Raw genomic sequence first — 17,270 nt, forward strand, 5'->3', positions numbered from 1 at the left:
AAAAGCAACGCCCGGAAAGGGGTCTCCCAGGCGTTGCTTTTCTAGTCAGGCCTTTAGCCCTCGGCCAGGTATGCGTTCTTGCACACGCGGCGGGCAATCTTGCCGGAGGAGCTGCGCGGGATTTCGCCCAGGCCCACGATGCGGATCTCGTGGGGAACCACGCCGTGGTTCTTGGTCACAGCGGCGCGGATCGCCTCGATGGCGGCGGCGTCACCGGATTCGTCCTTGGTGCGCTCACGCTCCGCGAAGATAACCAGCTTCTCCACATCGTCGCCCTCGATGGCGAAGGCCGCGATGGCTGCGGGCTCGACATGGTCGGTCGCATGATCAACGGTGTATTCGATGTCCTGGGGGTAGTGGTTACGGCCGGCAACCACGATCAGGTCCTTCAGGCGGCCGGTGATATACACCTCATTATCGATGATGGCGCCGAGGTCACCGGTGGCCATCCAGCGGTTATCGTCCGGGAAGCCCGCGGCGCGGGAGTTTTCATGCAGCCGGGCGATCAGCGTGTTGTGGAAGGTCGCGGCGGTTTCCTCCGGACGATCCAGGTAGCCGAGCGCCATGTTCTGGCCATGCGCCCAGAATTCGCCGATCTGGCCGTCCGCCAATTCCGTGCGGGTTTCCGGATCCACAACCACCAGCGCCTGCGGCTGCACCACGGAACCGTTGGACATCAACGGCACGGCATTGTCCTGGTTTTCTTCCACGACCTCGACCACACCCTCGCTGAGCTTTTCGCGGTCGGCGTAAATGATCAGCGGACGCTTGTCGGTCTGCGGGGTGCTCACCAGCAGGGACGCCTCGGCCAGGCCGTAGGACGGGCGGATCATGCCACGCTCCAGGCCATAGCGGGAGAACGCGTCAAAGAATTGGTTCACGGCCTTCGCGGTCACCGGCTCGGAGCCGACGATCAAGCCATCGAGGGCGCTTAGGTCCAGCTCCTCGCCCTCGGCGGGCTGGCCGTAGCGAACACCAAGCTCCAGCGCGAAGTTCGGCACCACGGTGTACACATTGACATCGTTGTCGCGCTTGTTCAGCTGCTTGGTCCAGCGGGACGGCTGCTGGATAAAGTCGCGCGGCGTCATAAACTCCATTTCCAGGCCCAGGATGGTCACAAACGCGGCCAGGATAATGCCCATATCGTGGTGCAGCGGCAGCCAGGTGACCAGGCGCAGCGGCGTTTGCAGGCGGGCCGCGGTGAAGATCTGCAGCACATTGGTCATTACCGAACGGTGCGTGAGCACCACGCCGGCCGGGACGCGAGTGGAACCGGAGGTGTATTGCAGGAAGGCGACCATGTCCAGCGGAGCCTGCGTGGATTGCGCCAGCATCGCCTGCACCTCGGGCAGGGTCAGCGGGTTCACCCAGCTTTCGGCCAGGGAGTCCGGCAGCGAGTCCACCGAAATGATGCGCGGACGTTCCGCCGCGGGCACCTCTGCAAAGTGGGCACGCACGGAAGCTGCGGCCGGGGTGTGGGTAAGCACGATCTTCGGCTTGCAATCCCCAAGCACGGCCTGCAGGTGGTCGGCATGGCCCGGCTCGTTCGGATCGTACAGCGGCACGGGCACCATGCCCGCATACATGGCGCCGATAAAGCCGAACAAATATTCGGGGCTATTGCCGGCGAGCACGGCGACGCGGTCGCCGATGGTGCCCACCTGCTGCAGGCGGGCCGCCACGGCCTTAATGCGGGTATTGATCTGCGCTCGGGTGTAATCAACCGCCACGCCATCGCGATCAGAAGAGAAGTCCCAGAATCGCATGCAATGCCGATCTCCACCCCCCTGCATCGCCTCTGCTTGGTACAGGGTTTCGCATAGCCCAGCGAGGTTCATCTGCGGCGGCAGGGTGATTTGGCCCTGTTCGTCAAAAAACTGACCAATTACGGCATGAAGATCCATGGTACTCCTCTAGTGGTTGCAAGATACTTAGTGAAGTCTAATGCTTTCCCTAGTGAACATACAAGGGATTCGACTTATTTGTTGATTAAATCTGTTGCCCAGTCCACCAACCACGTAGATGTCGTTGTTCCGGGGATCACATTCGGATTTGTGGCGTATTGTGCGTGAATACCATTCGCCGCAATGAGCGCCTCCGCACGTTCCAACGCATTCAACACATTGAGCGGGGCATCACAAATGTGATCATCGGGCGCGCATATTTCCACGGTTCGGTCATTGAGGGTACCGAAGCCGCCGGGGCGTGTACCCCGCATTGTCGCCTCCGGAACTATCGGCTGAATAAGCGCATTCACAGGGCGCAATGCAACTTCCGCGCCGACGCCGGACACGGGGTTGCCCACGTGCTGCCCGTATTGCGCTTCTCGACGCCCATCCGCCACCAGCGCCACGCCACGAATACGCTCCGCGGGCACAATGTCCGCACTACCGGTTCCGATCACAGAAGCGATATCGCCCAAGAACACCGCGCCCTGCGAGAATCCCACCAAGATGAAATCCGTAAGCGGGCATTCCCCATGCGTAGCGCGCATTTCCTCTTCCGCCTTGGCGCTGCCCTCATTACGAGATTGGTCGTAGCTGACCTCGTGCATCGCGTGGATATTGCGGAATTGCGCGGTGTATGGAACCGTCCACACCTTCACGTCATCCGGGGAGAAGCGCTCCTGGAGGGGTTGCGTGAGCGTCAGCATAAAGGAGGTCGGATTGGCCGCCGGATGCACCGGGTCATCGGTGGCGCTGGATTCCCACGTGCCGGGGGCTGCGATCACCTCGACGTCCGGGCACCACTCCGGCTGCGTTGCCGTCGGCGGTTCAGGGGTTGGGGGCTCAGGCTGCGGCGGCTGAACCAACCAACGGACCACGCCCAATGTGATCAGCACGAGCACAATGAGCGCAACCAGAATTGTTAGGACCTTCTTCATAGGATCTAGCAATACGCATTTTTCGCGGCCGCCGCAATTGCGTCCGCCAACGCCTCGGGCGATTCGCTGCTGCGCCCTTGCTCAATCAGCTGACCCGCTACAGCATCCACCGTAAAGCTCTTCTGGCCAAGTTCATTGGCCCGGCACACCTCGGTAGCGGCCGCGATCAATTGGTCCTCGATGCCTTCTACCTTGACTTTCTTATCCTCCAATTCCTGGAGGAAGTCCTCATCTTGGGGTGTGCGCTCGGGCGTGATCTCGGGCAGCGAAGAGATCTCTTGGGCGGCCCGATCCTTGGCGGTCGGCTCGCTGGATTCGGTGCCGGAAGACTCCGAACTAGTGCTTGATGCACCCGAACTCGCGGTCGTCGCACGGCTCAGCGAGGTCGCCGAAGTGGACTCGGTGTCTTCGGAGGTGGCGCCGCCACAAGCCACCAGGGTGCAGGCGGCTGCGACGATGGCGAACGCGTATCGGATGGTCACTTCTTCTCCTCAATGATGCGCCCGTTTACCTGCTGGATCACGCCGTGCTGGAAGGTCACGGATTCTCCACCGGCAGGGATCTTCTCTTGGTCCGAGACTGGGAAGCCGTATTCGCCTTGCTCATACTGCTTCTTGCCCCAAGCGTCGTAGATGTCACCGTACAGGATGTAGTGCGCACCCGTACCGGCGCTCCAATACATGTTGCCGTGCTCGAACTTCTGGAACGCGCCACCGTCGATGGGAAGTTCATTGGACTGCGGCGCACCCAAGCGGGAGTTTACGGTATCAATTTCGCCATACTTTTGCGCGATAATACCTTGCACGGTAAATGCGTGATTGTCTTTAGTACGGATCACATACCCGCCCTGGAATTGCTGAACAACATTTTCGCCGACCTCTTTCGGGCCGGAGGTGGGGTACTTCAATACGCCCTGCTCATGCTTGAGGCGTCCCCAAGCTTCCTTCATGTCATTCGGTACGGCGTGCGCATTGGTTTCCGGGGTCCAATAAATCGACCCATGTTCAAATTGCACGTAACGTCCCACACCGTCCGAGGTGGCCTGCTCGCCGCTGGTGGGGAAACCCAACCACGATTCGGTGCCGCCAAGCTCGGAATAGTGCGCGCCGATGCGTCCGATAAGCACGTGCGCCCCGGTGTTCGGCGACCAATACGCGCGGCCGTTGCGGTAGTCTTGCGCCTTGCCGCCCGGGACGTCGTATTCGTTAGTCACGCAGGAGCCGTACGCGCCGTCCTTGGTCAGCTCGCCGATAGCGCCGCCGGTGGTGCATTCCGCGCCGCGGTCCTGGTCCTCCAATTGCAAGCTGTCCGCGATGTGCGGCCAGGCCTGCGTCATTTCGAACTGCCAATACGGCCAGTTATGGATCCCGGAGGGTCGGAACATCGCCGTCACCGGCACATTGGCCTTTTTCGCGCGATCCACAAACGTCTGCGTGGTCATGCGGGACACCACCTCAAGCCCCATGCCGGAGGCCTCCGCGGGCGCCTGCGCCACGGAGCCAGGTTGACCGTAATCGTCGCGGCCCGACCCGGCAGACACATACACCGTCTTGCCCTTGAGCGCCTCCACGCCAAGCTTGGGGTCATTGTCAATCCACCGCTGGGAACCGTACGGGCCCCACATGTTTTCCGCGTTATAGCCGCCACCATCGCTCATCGCGGCGCCAATCATCGCAGGCATGCCGGAAGACGTGGTGTCCAGGTAGCCCGAGAAGGAGCCCACAAAGTTGAACATATCCGGGCGGTGCTGCGCCAGATTCATTGCGGCGGTGCCGCCCATGGAAATGCCCAGGATGGCGCGCTGCCCATTGGAGCGGTAACCATTCTTAAGCACGGCGGGCAATTCCTCAGTAAGGAAGGTTTCCCACTTATAATGCTTGCCCTTGTCAGGTTTATCCCAGTCTGTGTAGAAGGAGGACTCACCTCCCACTGGGAGAATTACGTTGACGTTCTTATCAGCAAATTGTTGCTCAATGTTGGTGTAAAGCGTCCAGCCGCTTTCCTCCTCGATGGCGCGCAGGCCGTCGAGCGCCCACACCTCGGGGAACTTCGCGTCCTTCTTGGAGTGCCAATCGCGGGCCAGCAGGATCTGCACCTGGATGGGCTTTTCCGGCATGGCTGCGGACTTAATAAATACCGCGATGCGGCGATCCGTAAGCCATTCCACGCGGTCTACGTCCACGCCTTCCGGCAACCCTGCGATATCGGGGTGATCAGTGCGGATGGGCGTCCGCTGCGGAGCCTCGCCCCCTTCCAGGTATCCCGTAATGCCGTTGGAACCTGCGCTCGGGCTGGGCGCGGTAGATTGCGCCACCGCAACCGGCATCGGGACGAGCAGGGTCAGGGGAACCAGTACGGCCGCGATGCGGAGGGCGCGGCGTGGCAGAGAGATGGAGCGCATGAATTTGTGTCCTCAACGAATAAAAAGATTGCACACGATGCGCTTAAGTTTAAGTACAACTTGAAGGTTGTGGTAGTTGTGACACACGGTAATTTTTTAAATTCTTGTGACTCGGGTGTTCTGAGGGCTCCCTGAACGTGAAAAAACCGCACCCGAAGGTGCGGTTATATTCATGCTCGGCTTAGCGAGCGTTCATCACATCCAAGACGCGGTCACGGGTGCGCCACAACTCATCGGTCCACAACCTCCAGTTGTGAATACCAACGGCCGGGTAGTTGGTCGCCGGATTCAGGCCCTTGGAACGAGCCTCCCGCTCCCACTCCTGGGTGGTGCTACGAGCCAGCCACTCCAAGCCGGAACCCATGAAACGCTGATCCAACGGCAAGCCGTGATCCTCCGGAGCCCACGCGCCGGTAGCGGCGGAAATGTAAACGTCCGAACCCTTCAGGCCCTCCATGTTGTGGAAGGGGTCATTCTCAAAGCGACGCGGGTTAGTGATACTGCCGTACATCGCGTTCAGGTTGAAGCCGCCGGTCTCCAGCAGGGCAAGACGCAGCAGGGTCTGCATGCCCGGAGCGGTGGTGTGCAGGTAGCCGGAGTAGGACAAAGCCTGGCGGAACTGATTCGGGTGCCGGGCCGCAAGGTTCAGGGCGGCGGTACCACCCATGGACAGGCCGGCGATGGAGTTATTGGTCGGGGACACGCCGAAGTGCTGCTGCAGGTAGCCCGGCAGCTCGGAGGTCAGGAAGGTCTCCCACTTGTAGGTGACCGGCTCGGCGGAAAACGCTGCGGAGTTCTCCCAGTCAGAGTAGAAGGAACCCGCGCCACCAACCGGCATCACGAGGGTCAGATTGGAATCCACGTACGCAGCCTGAGCGTTCGAGTACACGGTCCAACCCGTGAAGTTATCGTCGGCACGCATACCGTCGAGGAGATAGAAACCTGCGTTACCGCCAGCGCGAGCGGGCTGCACCAAAACAGGCACGTTACGGCCCATTGCTTGAGACCAGACGTCACAACGCTGCACCCAGTGCTGCGCCGCGTCCCAGTCACAAGTTCCGGTGGCATCAGGGCGAAGCGTGTCGCGCGCATCAGCCTGTGCGACACCACTGCCTGCAACGGCAAGCCCTGCTGCTGCAGCCACAGCCATAGCGACTACTGTCGCGCTACGGCCGACTGCGCGAAGTCGGTTCATGATGGTCATGGTTCTCCTCGGTCGGGTTTTTCCCAGTACTCGATTGCGCATTGACATTGGGACTATCGCCCCAGCTTTTCCAAAATGTTACATCCTTAATCCGCGCAAAGCTAGATGCAAGATTTTCTGCGGGGTGTTTTAAGCCGGATTTACGTACACAGCAAGCACGATGCAAACCACCCATAGCAGGGCTAATGCCTGCAAAGTGCGGTCTGAAAGAGCCAATTCATCAGGGGCACCCCCGTCACCCCGATCGATGTCCGCTGCATAGCGAAGAATTGCCACGGTAAAGGGCACCATGGACACCTGATACCAAACACCCCCGTGCATATCGAAGCCCCACAGCGCATAAGACATCACCACGGCCGTAGCCGACAGGGTCCACACAAAGCGTAGATAGGGAGCTGTGTAACCCTCAAGAGACTTACGGATCTTTGCGCCCGAACGCTCAGCTAGCAGAATCTCTGCATAACGTTTTCCTGAGGCCATAAACAGGGAACCGAAAGCAGCCACCAAGAGGAACCATTGCGAAAGCATGATCCCCGCCGCAACGCCGCCTGCCATTGCGCGCAACATAAAACCGGAAGAGACCAATGCAATGTCAATTACCGGCTGATGTTTCCACCCAAAGCAATAGCCCAATTGGAGCGCAATATAAATGCCAACCACCACGCACAAATCCTTGCCGGAGGTAGCCAACCAGGAGGCGCCCAACGCCCCGCCGATCAACAACACCGCCATCAGATACGCGAGCCAAATCGGCAATACACCTGCGGCGATGGGCCGGAATTGCTTCGTCGGATGCGCCCGATCGGCCTCCACGTCGCGCGCGTCATTGATCAGGTAGATCGACGACGCCGCCATACAAAAAACGGCGAACGCAATAGCGACGTCGATAAGCGTCGTGGGGTTCAGCAATGCGGAACTACCCGCCGCGGCCGGCGCAGCGAGCACCAAAACATTCTTCACCCACTGCTTTGGCCGCAGCGCTTTCACCATGCCATCCAAAAGGTTTTTCGGAGGCTTCTTATTCGTATGTGTGTCCAGTCCAGTGGTATGCGGTTCGGAGCCGATCGGCTGGTTCATTTACTTCTGCCTTTCCTGCACCAGTTTCGCGGTGAGTGCACCCAAGAGCGCGCCCACGGCAACATCCGTGGGGTAATGCACACCCAAAATCATCCGCGAAAGCATCATCAGCGGCACGCCAAGCAACGGGGTGCGGCGGCCTGCCAGCGTACTTAAGCTCACCAGCGCCGCCGTCGTCGACGTTGCATGCGAGCTCGGGAAACTGAGCTTACTGGGGGTGGAAACGCCGATGGTAATCCGCTCGTCATCGGGCCGCGGCCGCCGCACCACGCGTTTCAGCACCACACTCGCCGCGTGACTCACAAACGCGGCCACCGCCAGGCGCAACCACGCACCACGACGCCGCTTATCGACGACCGCGCCAACCAGGCCCAAGGCCAGCCAACCCGCCGCGTGCTCACCAAAAAAACTCATGCCGCGAGCGATCGGCAGCGACGCCTTCGGCGCTATTCGTTGCAGGTAAACAAGAACCTCAGCCTCGTGGAACGGGTCGCCCTTGGTCACTGAAATACCTTCCCCCAAGCCTCGCGGCTGGTCAGTTCGCTGTGCGCCGCGCGATACCGCTCACGCATCTCGCCGAAACGTTGCTTAACTTCCTTTTGCAGCGCGCGGGATTCCTGCAACAAGGCCTTCGCCTGCGCCCGATCGCGTTGGCGATAGACCACGCCGCGGCCGTCTGCGGTGGTGACCGTCGCGCCGTCGACACGCGAAAGGCTGAACCAGCGCGCCTCGATGGGGGCGAGGTTCGCCTGCGGGGCCTCATGGTGCGCCTTATTCTCCTTGCTCAAGGTGTGCTTGAGGCCCTTGAGCAGCCAAAATGCCTTCTTTACCGGACCGAGGCGCCCGCCCACATCCTTGGTGGGCACGCCCGGAATGCCGGTAGGCTTCGGCAGCTCGGCGGCCGTGGGCAAAATCACAGCGTCGGGGTATTCCTTGCGGATCGCGGCGATGCGCGGCAGGGAGCTTTCCAAAATACCGAACAAACGCTCGGGGCCGGCGAGGAAATCGCGCATCGCCTCGTTTTGGATCACCACGGTAGAGTACTCCAGGCACATCAGGTGCTTGATCGTGGCCTTCAACATGGAACGGATAATGCCGTCCACCGGGCCATCGTGGTACATCGCCGCCACGATCAGGCGATTGCGCAGGTGGAAATACGCCTGCCAGTCGATGGCATCATCCTTATCGGACCACGCCATATGCCAAATGGCCACCCCCGGCCACGTCGCCGTGGGATAACCCGCCTGCGCCGCACGCAGACCGTACTCCGCATCGTCCCACTTAATAAATAGCGGCAGCGGCTGGCCGATCTCCTCGGCCACAAGGCGCGGGATCAGGCACATCCACCAGCCGTTATAATCCACGTCGATCCGGCGGTGGAGGTCGCGGGAGTTCTTATCCTTCGGCTTATCGTCCTTATTGCCCTGGTAGCTCAGCGGCATCTTGGCAAAATCATGGTCATAATGCACGTGCGGGGCGTGCGTCCACATAAATATGGAGCGATCGATCACCTCGCCCATGGAATGCAGGTGGCTGCGTTCCTGCAGATTCAGCATCTGCCCGCCGACCAGCATCGGGGTCTTGGCAAAGCGCGCCACCTGGAGGGCGCGAAGAACCGCGTCCGGCTCGATGGCAATATCATCGTCCATATAAAGAATGTATGGGGACTTTTTCGCACCGGCCGGGCCATCGCCCAACGCCTCCCACATGATGCGGGAATAACCACCGGAGCCGCCGAGATTGCCCTGGCGGAACTCAAACAAACGCCCTTGAAAATGCTTCGCTGCCGCCGCATAGCCCGGCTCATCCTGCGGGTGCTTCGTGCCCTGATCAGGCATAATCACCGCATCGATCACGGCATCCACCTCGGGGTCGATCGCCAGCGCCTCCAATGCGGCCACCGCATCCGCAGGGCGGTTAAACGTGGGCACCCCCACGGTGACACGCGGCTCGAACGGGCCCACCTGCTTCCCGTTCGGCAAGGTCTGCGGCTGCGCCGCTACCGGGGAATACCAGCCCGCCTTTGTAATGGTGGTATCCGTCTCTGCGGTGATATCGAACCAGTACCAGCCGCCATCTTCAAAGGGTGCTAGGGAAAGCTCAAACTCGATGACATCATCCTCGACGAGCCCGCCGACCACGCCGATACGGGCGCCGTCGATCTTCGAGCGGTACACATCCACCCGCGCCGCCCCCTCAACCTCGACGCGCAGCACCACGGACTCTAATTGCGACCAGCGGCGCCAATAGCTCGCGGGGAAAGCATTAAAGTAGGTCTGAAAACTCACCTCGCAACCACTGGGAATGGTCACGCTCGTGCGGTCGGTCCAGCTAGCCCGCGCATCATTGCGATCCGCCTCAAGCAGGTACAACGTGCGCACATCGTGTGGCTCACCACGCTTCGGCAATAACACACGCTGCAGCTGTTCGATCGCCTTGCTCATATTGTTCTAGCCTTTCTGTTGGGTCACCCATTCAGAGTAGTCTTCCACAAGCTATATGGTGCTTAAGCCACCCAGGTTGGTGGGGTGGGTCGGCGGTAAGGATCCAGCACCGCGCACACTCAGCCTGACTGTAACATAAGCACAGGTCACCGCACCGTTACACGTTCCGCAACCCATAGGCGGGAGCGACCAAATCCTTTCCTTTATATTGGGGCTAGAAAACGTGTCCTCAGGAGGCAGAGAAGTACAAAGTGCCGGGGGTCGTTTCACCGAGGAGCTCATCGATGGTGACAAAGCGATAGCCAAGCTTGCTCAACTCCCCGATCACGCAAGGCACCGCGTCAACGGTGGTCTTATGGACGTCGTGCATCAAAATAATGGAGCCGGGTTTGGCGCTAACGACGGCACGATTGCACACGATCGTGGAATCAAGATCCGCCCAATCCTTCGTATCAATGTTCCACAGGATCGAGGCCATACCGGTGCTGCGGATCTCCCGAATGGCCGTCGGGTTGAGGGCACCATAAGGCGGGCGCATCAGGTGCGGATCAACCCCGGTGGCTTCCCGGATCACGGCATTAGTGTCTGCCAATTGCTTATGAATAGCCTCCGGAGTTTGCGTTGTCAGATCCGGATGATTCCACGTGTGATTACCAATTTGATGTCCGGCCTTAACTATGCGTTTTGTTAAGGCCTTATTGTTGTGCACCTGCTCGCCCACAACAAAAAACGTTGCTTTTACATCGTGCGTGCCAAGTATTCCGAGGAGTTTCCTCGTGTAATCTCCCGGGCCATCGTCGAAAGTGATTGCGATGCATCGCTCCCCCGCACAACTCCGCGAAACGGCGGGTTCAGTGGGCGCGGCCTTTATGGTCTGCTGGAAACCAAAAAGCTCGCGCGAAACTTCTTCCTTGACAAGATCGCGCAGCTCATCCACTTCAATGCGAATATCCAAATCGCCGTAAGAACTCGGCAATACCGCACCCTTATGTAGCGGAAAGAACAAAGCCCCGTGATCGACCATAAAATACTCGAATTGTTCTTGGTCCAGAAAATCCGCTACATTACCCGGTTGCTTCTCCTGCTTATCAAGAATTTTTCGGGCCTCGGCGCGGGACAGCTCGACTACTTCGGCGACGCCGAGGTCGGGGTCGTCGAAAAGCTCGCGGAGCTTCAGGGCGTGCCCAGTACGCTTGTCAAAGGTCCAGAAAAAGCTGGATGCGGTGGATTCCGCGCCCAGCGAATCATGGCTTACATTGACCGCAATGGAAAGGTAGTGCTCGGTGTTTGTGGTGATCTGATAGCCCGCGGTAAACGACGGCACCTCGTCCGCAGCGGAGCCTTCCTCCACCAACGCGTGAAAAGATTCATATTCCGAATCGATCGCATGAGCGACGGTTTCATCTATCGTCGAATTACCGCTAATCGGGTATTCAATCGCAACCTTCTCCTTTTTGGTCTCGCGGGTATCAATTTTGGAAGAAATGCCTTCGTAGCGGCTATCCACAAACTTGTAATTGTCAGCAGAGTTTGCGCCGCCAGAACGCGAAGAAATATATGTTGCCACCCCGATAACGGCGATAACCAACAACAGCACAACGCTCGCAATAGTAGTAATCTGACGTTTGCTCACAATTTGGTTTCACATTCTGACAGTTATGTTTATGCATAGTTTAAACCGCAAACCACCACCCCGCTCTACAGCCGAAAAACCCCTAACAACTGGGGGTAACCGCGACGCAAAACAGGGTTAGAAGGCCCGCACCTAGGCCGGACAAAAGCCCCCAGAGATCACCCTGGAGGCTGCGTCCCAGAAAGCCGCTTTCACCTAAGTACAGCATTTTATCAACAAGGCTGTTTAAGTGCTGCATTTCACAATTATGCGGCGCGTGTAGCGAATTTATACCGGCTAAACTGCCCGAACTTTACGCGATTGGGATCAAACTAATTTGCGGAAACGCCCACGATTGCATGGCGCTGTTTCGTGCCCAGCTGTAGCTAGCGCAGGGCGTCGACAAGCTTATTGTCAAACATATTGAGCGCGGAGGCGATGGCCATGTGCATGTCTAGGTATTGGTAGGTGCCCAGCCTGCCGCCGAAGTACACCTTGCGTTCGGCTGTTTCCTGATCGGCCAGCTCGCGGTAACGCAGGAGCATATCGCGGTCGGCCGGGGTATTGATCGGGTAGTAGGGTTCGTCCTCGGCCTCGGCGAAGCGGCTGTATTCCTTCATAATCACGGTCTTGTCGGCGGGGTACCGGTCGGCGCGTTCTGGGTGGAAATGCCGGAATTCGTGGATGCGGGTGTAGGGCACGTCGGCGTCGTTGTAGTTCATCACGGAGGTGCCTTGGAAGTCGCCCGTGTCCAGCACTTCGGTTTCAAAGTCGAGGGTGCGCCAGCCGAGCGTGCCTTCGGAGTAGTCGAAGTAGCGGTCGAGCGGGCCTGTGTACACGACGGGGGCGTCGGGGTTTTCGGCGCGGAGCTGGTCGCGGACCTCGAACCAGTCGGTGTTCAGCCGCACCTCAATAAGCTTATGATCGGCCATGCGTTCGAGCCACGCCGCGTATCCGTCCACGGGAAGGCCTTCGTAGGTGTCGTTGAAGTAGCGGTTATCAAAGGTGTAGCGGACGGGCAGCCGGGTGATGTTTCCGGCGGGGAGTTCCTTCGGGTCGGTCTGCCACTGCTTTGCGGTGTAGTCGCGCACGAACGCCTCGTACAGGGGGCGGCCGATCAGGGAGATGGCTTTTTCTTCGAGGTTGGTGGCGGCGGCGGGGTCGAGGCCGTCGGTTTGCTGGCGGATTAGCTCGCGGGCTTCGTCGGGACTGTAATACTTTCCAAAGAATTGGTTAATAAGCCCCAGCCCCATCGGGAATTGGTATGCGGTGCCCTTGTGCATGGCGAACACGCGGTGCTGGTACCCGGTGAATTCCGTAAATTGCCGAACATACTCCCAAACCCGCTGGTTGGATGTGTGGAACAGGTGCGCGCCGTATTGGTGGACTTCGATCCCGGTGGTCGGCTCTGCCTCGGAGTAGGCGTTTCCGCCGAGGTGGTGGCGCCTTTCCACGATGAGTACGCGCTTGCCTAGTTGGCTGGCTGTACGTTCCGCCACGGTGAGGCCGAAGAGCCCGGAACCTACCACGATGAGGTCATATTTTTGTTCGGTCATGTGTCGAGCGTATCGCGTGGGTTCGCCCTGCGCACGACATCTCTTCTAAGACACGCCGCAAATATCACTTTAATAACACTCGCCACACTGGTAGCATGTGCCCCTAGAGTTTATCATTGTAACATTGTCTCAGTCTCAGGGAGTGTCCTCACATGCCACAGCGCCGCCGCTTACATGCGGGCTCTCAGCGTCCGGTCCTCGCCGCCGTGCTTGCGATTACCCTGATCGCATCCGCAGCATTGGGCATCGGAGGCATCCAAAAGACCCAGAACGCGGGTCTTGACCCAATCGCCGCCTCCCTAACTACCACCAGCTTCGACGGTGGCGAAAACGTGGTTGTTGAGGATTCCGCCATCACCGCGCAGGGCGAAGAACCCGGCCCGCGCAATGTAAAGGAATTCTCCCGCGATGAACCTTTCTCACTGTTCGCCCTGTCCTGGCAAGGGCAGCGCGACCTCGCCGCGTTCTTCCGCGCCCAGCGCGAGGACGGCTCTTGGGGCCCGTGGTACGACGCCGACCCCCTCAACGAAGAGGTAACCGACCGCACCGGCACCGAACCTATTTTCCTGGAGCCCACCCACAAGGTGCAGGTCGCCGTACACGGTGTGCAGGACGCCGCCGGCATTGACGCAGTGTTTATCGACGGCCGCGCCGAGCAAGGTGGCATCGCCCTCGCCGCCGACACCGACGGCATGCCCAATGTGGTTTCCCGCGCCGGCTGGCGGGCCGACGAATCCATTCGTTGCGGTTCGCCGACCTACGATGATGAAACCAATGCCATCACCATCCACCACACCGCTGGTTCGAACAACTATACGCAGGCCGAGGCGGCCGGTATCGTGCGCGGCATCTACCAGTACCACGCCCAGCAATTGGGCTGGTGCGATATCGGATACCACTCTCTGGTGGACAAGTACGGCACCATTTACGAGGGCCGCTCGGGCGGCTTAACCAAGCCGGTCCAGGGCGCCCACGCGGGCGGCTTCAACGAGAACACTTGGGCGATCTCCATGCTCGGCAATTACGAGGAAGTGGAACCCACAGACACCATGCTGAAGGCAGTCGGCGAGCTTGCGGGTTGGCGCGCCAAGGTTGGCGATTTCGACCCCACCGGCCATGACGTGCACTATTCCGAGGGCACCAGCTTTTCCAAATATGCCTACGGGCAGGAGGTGAGGCTGCCGAGTATCTTCGCCCACCGCGACGTCGGCACCACGGCGTGCCCCGGCAAGTACGCCTACGCGAAGATGGATTCGATCCGCGCCACGGCTAAGCGGAAGTACGATTCCATCCGCAGCGGAGCGACCCCAACCACCACTGCGCAGGCGACGACCACGAACGCTGCGGCACCTGCGGCCGAACAGGCTTCCACCGCCCCGCTGGCCAATGCTACGATCGGCACGCTCCTTGCCGCGGGCATCGGCATGCTTTCCTCGGAGGGCCGCCTTCCGGAAACCACGACCAAGGTTGGCAACGTCGATGTCATCGAGGGTCTGCAGCTCAAGGACATTCCCGCCGTGGTAAATGCGGTGATTTCGGACGAAAAGTTCACGGAGGTGTTGCGCAAGGTTACGGATGCCGTGGGCCCGATCCTCGGCCAGCCGCGCGGCGGTGTGCACACGGCGACCCCGGTCGGCGAGCGTAATTCCGCGGTGGAGTACGTCCCCTTCGATAACGGCATGATCGTCTCCTCCCCGGAGGCCGGCACTCACGCCCTATGGGGAAAGATTGGCGACGCCTGGGCAGCACAAGGTTTCGATTCCGGCCCGCTGGGATTGCCGCTCACCGAGGAGTACCTCGCCGGTGACCTAATCCGTGCGGATTTCCAGGGCGGCTACATCACCTTTAACCCTGCGGACGGCCACGTGGAGATCCATACCTTCTAGCATTCTTCGGGGGGAACGTCGTTATCGCCAAGCGGGGGGATATCGTCGTAGTCTCGGAGTTGCCGCTTCCGCATGGTCATTTGCACGAGGTGGCGATTGCGCTGCTTGGCGCGGTACTTGGCCAGCGTGGTACCCCACCGACCAAAACCGTTGCGGCTCGGCGGGCTATCGTAGTAGGCCTCGTCCCGGGTGGGATGGTCGTGGCGGCCGGTAATCCCGCTTTCCAGACCTTTGACCTGCCCCGCAAGCGGACCGTTCGGCACGGTGGTTACTTCCAGGTTGTCTAGTTTCCAGGTCACCACACCAAACACATCGCTGCGCGCCATCACGTTTCTGTCGGTTTTAAAGTTGTGGTGTCGCCGACACAGACATTGCAGGTTCGGCAGGGTGGTCAATCCGCCCATCTCCCAATTAATAACCTGACTTCCACAACTGTTTTGCGGATTTTTGGGTGGAATGTTTCTGACCTTGGGGTTTGTTGTTTTGGAAGTGCGTTTTGGGGGACTAGGTGCCTGGTTGGTGATAGCGTCATTGGGTGGCTTACATTAAGTATTCGCGGACTACCTCTGGTGGGGTGAGTGTTCAAGTTGTGCGCAAAGTCCGTGGCCGCACCGTTGTGTTGTCCCATGTGGGTACTGCTCATGATGATCTGACTTTGCATGCGTTAATTGACAAGGCAGAGGAATTTATGGGTTTAGACGCACAGATGAGTCTGGATATCGGCATTGATGTGCCAGTTCGTGCGCGTCCATCGATGGTGGATATCTCTAACTACCTGGAATCGGCCTCGGACAAGCAACTCGAGCTGTTAGTTGAACGCGGTGCTGATTCGACGGTTCTCCGCGATCCGCCCCGCGCTCAACGCGCGCCTGTGGCTGAGTCTAATTTTCCGGCCTCGCCACGGGTGATTTCATCTCCGGCCAGGTTGATCTGGGATGTGCTAGCCATGGTTTACCAACAGCTTGGCTTTGCCTCGTTACATGATGAAGCGTTTATGTCCACGGTGATAGCACGTGTGGTTAAACCCACCTCGAAGGCTCAGGTGCCTGAGGTTTTAGCGAGTATGGGCAGATGTGCGCCGCATGAAAACACCATCTACAACGCACTCAAGCGATGCCACGAACGCGACTATAAAAAGATAATTTCGGCCAAATGTCACGAGTATGTGCGCACCAATCATCAGGTAACCATGGTGCTGTACGACGTGACTACTTTGTATTTTGAAACCTCAAAAGAAGACGAGCTGCGTAAGATCGGGATGAGCAAAGAGCGTCGCGTTGATCCTCAAATCGTCGTGGGGTTGATTACTGATAATCTGGGATTTCCACTGCATGTGGACTTTTTTCATGGCAAGACTGCGGAAACCACCACGCTGATCCCGATGCTTGAGGCCTATCGCAATGCCCACGATTTGGAATCATTGACAGTAGTTGCTGATGCCGCGATGCTATCGGCAACTAATCTTGATGAGCTTGATGCTGCAGGGATTAACTACATCGTGGCCGACCGGCTAAAAAAAGCCCCTCACGCGGTGACTATCTCCGATGATGACATGGCGGCGTGGTCGAAGAAAACGGACACATACGAAATTGTCGAAACCACCAAAACTATGGGCAAAGCAGGCAATGCGGTCACTCGCCGAGTGGTAGTAGGTTTTAGTCCAAAGCGCTACAAGTACGACACGTTCACGCTACAAAAACAAAAAGAAAAAGCTCAAGCAACCGTCGCAGGCAAGGCAGCTACTCGGTTGCCACGGTTTGTATCAAGGAACAAAGACACGCTGAGGATCAACGAGAGTGCGTTCGATAAGGCGCTCGCTCTTGCCGGATGGAAAGGCTACGTTACCAACCTGGATAAAGACCAAGTCGCAGGTAGTGAGGTAATTAGTCTCTACCACGAGCTCCACCACATTGAAAACGCGTTCCGGATGGCGAAAACAGACTTGCAAGCCCGGCCAATTTTTCATCGCACTGAAGATGCCATCCAAGCGCATCTCACCATCGTGCTGGCTGCTTTAGCAATGTCAAAACACATTTACCTCACCTGCCAGATAACCACTCCGAAACTTGTCGCGACCCTCAGTCAGTACCGACACGCACTCGTCGAAACCGGCAAGCACCGATACGAAATCCCACCCCAGCTCACACCCGAAATCGAAGAAAAAATCAACCAGCTAAAAAACTTCAAACCGGGGGACTAGGGCAAA

Annotated in this window: 13 protein-coding genes; 2 read left to right on the top strand and 11 right to left on the bottom strand. The window is 58.8% G+C overall.

Annotation, left to right across the window (positions count from 1 at the left end; genetic code table 11):
• Positions 1-53: 53 nt before the first annotated feature.
• From CCANI_RS12820 to glf, 10 genes are all read right to left on the bottom strand, one after another.
• Complete coding sequence (locus CCANI_RS12820; RefSeq protein WP_146324080.1) at positions 54-1,904, bottom strand: FadD32-like long-chain-fatty-acid--AMP ligase; 1,851 nt, start codon at positions 1,902-1,904, stop codon at positions 54-56.
• 74 nt (positions 1,905-1,978) lie between these two features.
• Positions 1,979-2,884 carry a cutinase family protein gene (locus tag CCANI_RS12825; protein ID WP_146324081.1) on the bottom strand — a complete coding sequence of 302 codons (906 nt, stop codon included), beginning with the start codon at positions 2,882-2,884 and terminating at the stop codon, positions 1,979-1,981.
• Between the two features lie 5 nt (positions 2,885-2,889).
• A complete protein-coding gene (locus CCANI_RS12830; protein ID WP_146324082.1) occupies positions 2,890-3,366 on the bottom strand; it encodes a DUF732 domain-containing protein in 477 nt (158 codons plus the stop codon).
• Complete coding sequence (locus CCANI_RS12835) at positions 3,363-5,285, bottom strand: alpha/beta hydrolase-fold protein (protein WP_146324083.1); 1,923 nt, start codon at positions 5,283-5,285, stop codon at positions 3,363-3,365. The genes CCANI_RS12830 and CCANI_RS12835 overlap by 4 nt, the downstream gene beginning before the upstream one ends.
• A 181-nt stretch (positions 5,286-5,466) precedes the next feature.
• A complete protein-coding gene (locus CCANI_RS12840) occupies positions 5,467-6,489 on the bottom strand; it encodes an alpha/beta hydrolase (protein WP_146324084.1) in 1,023 nt (340 codons plus the stop codon).
• A gap of 129 nt (positions 6,490-6,618) precedes the next feature.
• Complete coding sequence (locus CCANI_RS12845) at positions 6,619-7,566, bottom strand: decaprenyl-phosphate phosphoribosyltransferase (protein ID WP_146324085.1); 948 nt, start codon at positions 7,564-7,566, stop codon at positions 6,619-6,621.
• A complete protein-coding gene (locus CCANI_RS12850; protein ID WP_246118194.1) occupies positions 7,567-8,070 on the bottom strand; it encodes a phosphatase PAP2 family protein in 504 nt (167 codons plus the stop codon).
• Positions 8,067-10,010 (bottom strand): glycosyltransferase, encoded by a 1,944-nt coding sequence (locus CCANI_RS12855; RefSeq protein ID WP_146324086.1) that lies wholly within the window; start codon positions 10,008-10,010, stop codon positions 8,067-8,069. The genes CCANI_RS12850 and CCANI_RS12855 overlap by 4 nt, the downstream gene beginning before the upstream one ends.
• Positions 10,011-10,239: 229 nt before the next feature.
• Positions 10,240-11,643, bottom strand: coding sequence for a polysaccharide deacetylase family protein (locus CCANI_RS12860; RefSeq protein ID WP_146324087.1), 1,404 nt, complete (start codon positions 11,641-11,643; stop codon positions 10,240-10,242).
• Positions 11,644-12,008: 365 nt separating this feature from the next.
• Entirely contained in the window at positions 12,009-13,178 is a 1,170-nt protein-coding gene (glf, locus tag CCANI_RS12865) for a UDP-galactopyranose mutase (protein ID WP_146324088.1), read from the bottom strand.
• A gap of 152 nt (positions 13,179-13,330) precedes the next feature.
• On the opposite strand from glf, the gene CCANI_RS12870 reads away from it, so the two are divergent.
• Positions 13,331-15,064, top strand: coding sequence for an N-acetylmuramoyl-L-alanine amidase (locus CCANI_RS12870; RefSeq protein WP_146324089.1), 1,734 nt, complete (start codon positions 13,331-13,333; stop codon positions 15,062-15,064).
• Here the strand turns inward: CCANI_RS12870 and CCANI_RS12875 are convergent.
• The gene (locus CCANI_RS12875) at positions 15,061-15,468 is read right to left on the bottom strand and encodes a hypothetical protein (protein WP_146324090.1); all 408 of its coding nucleotides are present in this window, start codon (positions 15,466-15,468) and stop codon (positions 15,061-15,063) included. The two genes, CCANI_RS12870 and CCANI_RS12875, sit on opposite strands and share 4 nt — an antisense overlap.
• A 170-nt stretch (positions 15,469-15,638) precedes the next feature.
• On the opposite strand from CCANI_RS12875, the gene CCANI_RS12880 reads away from it, so the two are divergent.
• Positions 15,639-17,264, top strand: a complete 1,626-nt coding sequence (locus CCANI_RS12880; protein ID WP_290210782.1) for an IS1634 family transposase — start codon at positions 15,639-15,641, stop codon at positions 17,262-17,264.
• The last annotated feature ends 6 nt before the right edge of the window (positions 17,265-17,270 follow it).

The sequence above is a fragment of the Corynebacterium canis genome (assembly GCF_030408595.1).
GTDB classification, from domain to species: Bacteria; Actinomycetota; Actinomycetes; order Mycobacteriales; family Mycobacteriaceae; genus Corynebacterium; species Corynebacterium canis.

Excerpts from the sequence above, each read along its gene's own strand:
- CCANI_RS12835 (WP_146324083.1), bottom strand. The coding sequence starts at position 5,285 with ATGCGCTCCATCTCTCTGCCACGCCGCGCCCTCCGCATCGCGGCCGTA.
- CCANI_RS12855 (WP_146324086.1), bottom strand. The coding sequence starts at position 10,010 with ATGAGCAAGGCGATCGAACAGCTGCAGCGTGTGTTATTGCCGAAGCGT.
- CCANI_RS12820 (WP_146324080.1), bottom strand. The coding sequence starts at position 1,904 with ATGGATCTTCATGCCGTAATTGGTCAGTTTTTTGACGAACAGGGCCAA.
- CCANI_RS12845 (WP_146324085.1), bottom strand. The coding sequence starts at position 7,566 with ATGAACCAGCCGATCGGCTCCGAACCGCATACCACTGGACTGGACACA.
- CCANI_RS12825 (WP_146324081.1), bottom strand. The coding sequence starts at position 2,884 with ATGAAGAAGGTCCTAACAATTCTGGTTGCGCTCATTGTGCTCGTGCTG.
- CCANI_RS12840 (WP_146324084.1), bottom strand. The coding sequence starts at position 6,489 with ATGACCATCATGAACCGACTTCGCGCAGTCGGCCGTAGCGCGACAGTA.
- glf (WP_146324088.1), bottom strand. The coding sequence starts at position 13,178 with ATGACCGAACAAAAATATGACCTCATCGTGGTAGGTTCCGGGCTCTTC.
- CCANI_RS12875 (WP_146324090.1), bottom strand. The coding sequence starts at position 15,468 with ATGGGCGGATTGACCACCCTGCCGAACCTGCAATGTCTGTGTCGGCGA.
- CCANI_RS12870 (WP_146324089.1), top strand. The coding sequence starts at position 13,331 with ATGCCACAGCGCCGCCGCTTACATGCGGGCTCTCAGCGTCCGGTCCTC.